Source organism: Leptolyngbya sp. FACHB-711 (assembly GCF_014695615.1).
In the GTDB taxonomy this organism is placed as follows: domain Bacteria; phylum Cyanobacteriota; class Cyanobacteriia; order Elainellales; family Elainellaceae; genus Leptolyngbya_A.
Genome location: NZ_JACJOR010000159.1, coordinates 1 through 2,833, shown reverse-complemented (window position 1 = coordinate 2,833; position 2,833 = coordinate 1). Strand labels below are relative to the sequence as shown.

Below are 2,833 nucleotides of genomic sequence, written 5' to 3'. Positions count from 1 at the left end.
TGAGGACGCCGAACCAGCCGATGTAGAGGCGGTTGTCGGTGGAGGTGATCCAGGTGCAGAACTGCTCCCACAGGTTCGCGGAGTCGCGACGCTGTAAGGTAGTCGTCATATTTCGATGAGTCCGTTGTAAAGGTACGTAAACTTATGTATGTCATTCAATGTAAACGAAAGCTTAGAAAATGTGAAGGAAACTAAACATAAACATTTCTTATAAGCAGCATAGGCTCAGCTAATCTATGGCTGTAGTGAATGATCCCTTGATGGAAAAATTGGAGCTTGCCCTGGCAGGAATCGTATTTCTGCTCTCTAAACTTGCCGCTGTCCTTCACGCACTATTCCAGAGCGCTAAACTCCAGAGCGCTAAACAAACTTTCGAGCGTTCGGAAGCGGAGGCACGATTAAAAAATGTTAAGTTTGAGACTGTTCAAGAATTGTCTGCATTCTCTAAGAATTTGCTATGCGGGTATTTCAGTTGTTCCTGGGTCTAATTGTCTTTTGTTATGTGATGCTGACGGCTGCACCGCTTCCGGTCATCGCTGCAAGTTCTGCTGCAATTCGCGCCTTTGATGACGTTCAAGCGGATACGAAAGATTACGCCGGACAGGATCTTGTCAAAGCGGAATTTGCGAACGCGAGATTGATCAAAGCGAACTTTAGCGGTGCAAATTTGCGAGGAGCAGTCTTCAATGGCTCTGTCTTAACCAATGCGAACCTTCACAGCGTCGATTTTAGTGATGGCATTGCTTACTTAAGTGATTTATCTGGTGTTGATTTAACTGATGCAATTTTGACTTCCGCGATGATGCTTAAATCAAGCTTTAAGGGTGCAAAAGTAGATGGCGCAGACTTCAGCTTTGCCTTACTCGATCGCGACCAAGTTCTTGAGCTATGCAAAACTGCAAATGGCGTGAATCCATTAACGGGTGTGGATACGCGTGAATCCCTGGGTTGTCGGTGAGCATAAACGATCGCCTGTAATCTCCTACAAGCGCGGTGTGAAAACCTTAATGCTGCCCATGAATCCTTAATGCTGCCTATGAATGATTTGTTGAAGCGAGCCGCTCACTTAACATCCGCGAAGCGATTTCACCAATTATTGGTTTTATTACTAGCAGGGTGTTTGACTACAATGACCGGGAGTGTAATCTTTCCGGTGTTGCCAGAAATGGTGCAGCAGCTCGCACTTGACCCCCAGTGGGCAGGAACACTCGCTAGCATTCATGCGCTAACCTCTGCTTTGTGTACCCCAATTCTAGGAGTCGTGGCTGATCGCTTGGGTAAGCTCAAAGTGATGGTTCCTTGCCTAATTCTGTACGCTATTTTTGGGCTATCTACCGCGTTTCTTACAACAATGCCCTTACTTCTAACCAGCCGAGGGTTGCTTGGGGCTGCTAGCGGGGGTGTTGCTGCTGCCACGATCGGCATATTAGGCGGCATGTATGAAGGAGAAACGCGATCGCGCATCTTAGGCTACGCAACGAGTGCCATGACAACCGCGGCGATTTTCTTCCCGTTGTTGGGTGGCTGGGTTGGTGGTATTCAATGGCAGTTTGCTTTTTATCTGTACGGGCTGGGCATTCCCCTGGCAGTAATTGCGGCCCTTGTCTTGAGGGAAAATGCTTCTCCTGCTGTGTCAATGATCCAGACAAGCCAAAATCAGCAGCTTAGCCAGTTGATTCGTAATCGCAGTATTTTAACGGTGTATTTATTTATCTGGGCAGCCGGGCTGATGATGTATGCCGTTGTGGTTTATACGCCGCTCTACCTTAAGCAGGCGATCGGGGCGACTCCTGAAATCAACGGTATTGTGTTAGCAGTTCGTTTGGTTGGAGCCGCTTTAATTTCTGCTTTTGGGGCAAGTCGAATCAGTCAGCGGATTGGGCCGAGTCGAGCGGTTGCTTTTGGCTTCAGCTTAATGGCAATGGCGATCGTGACCATTCCTTTTTTGACTGAGCTGTATTTGATTATTCCGACCGCAATGCTTTTTGGGGCAGGTTTTGGCATCATTACTCCTAACCTGTATGACGTACTGGCAGGTTTAGCGCCCCTCGAAGTGAGGACGACGGTGTTGGCGATCGGAACTGGGTTTAACTCCTTAGGGCAGTTTATTTCCCCTGTGATTTTAGGTCCCATCTGGAAATATGCGGGTTTACCGCCCGTGTTTTATGTGGCAGGCGCAATTGCAGCGATAGCGAGTGGGTTGAGCCTCACCGTCGTGATGCAGCCAAATCGGGCACCTAGCTAAAGCCGCTGCGTTCGGGCAAGCCTTTCGGTTGCATCTGACTAAACGATGATCTTCAAGCGGGTAGAGGGTTAGAAGAAAGAGCTAGCGCAGCATTTCCTCAAACTGTTTTTCCCAGTTTTGATGATTGCCTTTCGCAACTTGAATGATCGGAGAAAAACCAACCAACCGATTCACAAGCCAGTTAACGATCGACAAGGGAAAGCGCAGCGGGCGAGCAATATCAAGAAATAGCACAACCCGATAATCATTCGTGTCGTTCCAAACTTCGTGGGGATAGGTGTCGTCAAAAAACAAGGTTTTGCCTTCCTCCCAGTAGGCGACCTGCTCGGAAACACGAATGCGGCACTTTTCTCTGGGTTCTGGCACTTTTAAGGCTAAATGACACCGAATAATCCCCTTGTGTTTGCCCCGATGCTCAGGAATATGTTTTCCCGGAGCCAGAATTGAGAAGAAAGCAACCTTTAAACCTGGAATTTGTTCCAATAGCCGAGTTGTTTCTGGACACCGATCACAATTTTTTTGGGAGCGATAGCCAAAGGCAAAAAAGAAGTAAGTCTTCCAGAGATTATCGGGGGAAATGCGGTTCTG

Annotated in this window: 3 protein-coding genes and 1 pseudogene; 2 read left to right on the top strand and 2 right to left on the bottom strand. The window is 48.0% G+C overall.

The annotated features are described in order from the left end of the window. Window positions 1-109 (bottom strand): annotated as a pseudogene (locus H6F80_RS29015) (photosystem II q(b) protein); the annotation flags it as partial. A 348-nt stretch (window positions 110-457) separates the two neighbouring features. Between H6F80_RS29015 and H6F80_RS05545 the strand changes: the two are divergent. After that, window positions 458-958, top strand: a complete 501-nt coding sequence (locus tag H6F80_RS05545; RefSeq protein ID WP_190790605.1) for a pentapeptide repeat-containing protein — start codon at window positions 458-460, stop codon at window positions 956-958. A 69-nt stretch (window positions 959-1,027) separates the two neighbouring features. Beyond that, window positions 1,028-2,245: an MFS transporter gene (locus tag H6F80_RS05540; protein ID WP_518523524.1), complete on the top strand. Its 1,218-nt coding sequence runs from the start codon at window positions 1,028-1,030 to the stop codon at window positions 2,243-2,245. 81 nt (window positions 2,246-2,326) lie between these two features. Here H6F80_RS05540 and H6F80_RS05535 read toward each other — a convergent pair. Further along, a partial coding sequence (locus H6F80_RS05535; RefSeq protein ID WP_190790603.1) for an aspartyl/asparaginyl beta-hydroxylase domain-containing protein occupies window positions 2,327-2,833 on the bottom strand: 507 nt, incomplete at its 5' end.

What these genes read in the sequence shown, in the direction of transcription:
- H6F80_RS05545 (WP_190790605.1), top strand. Translation starts at nt 458, where the DNA reads ATGCGGGTATTTCAGTTGTTCCTGGGTCTAATTGTCTTTTGTTATGTG.
- H6F80_RS05540 (WP_518523524.1), top strand. Translation starts at nt 1,028, where the DNA reads ATGCTGCCTATGAATGATTTGTTGAAGCGAGCCGCTCACTTAACATCC.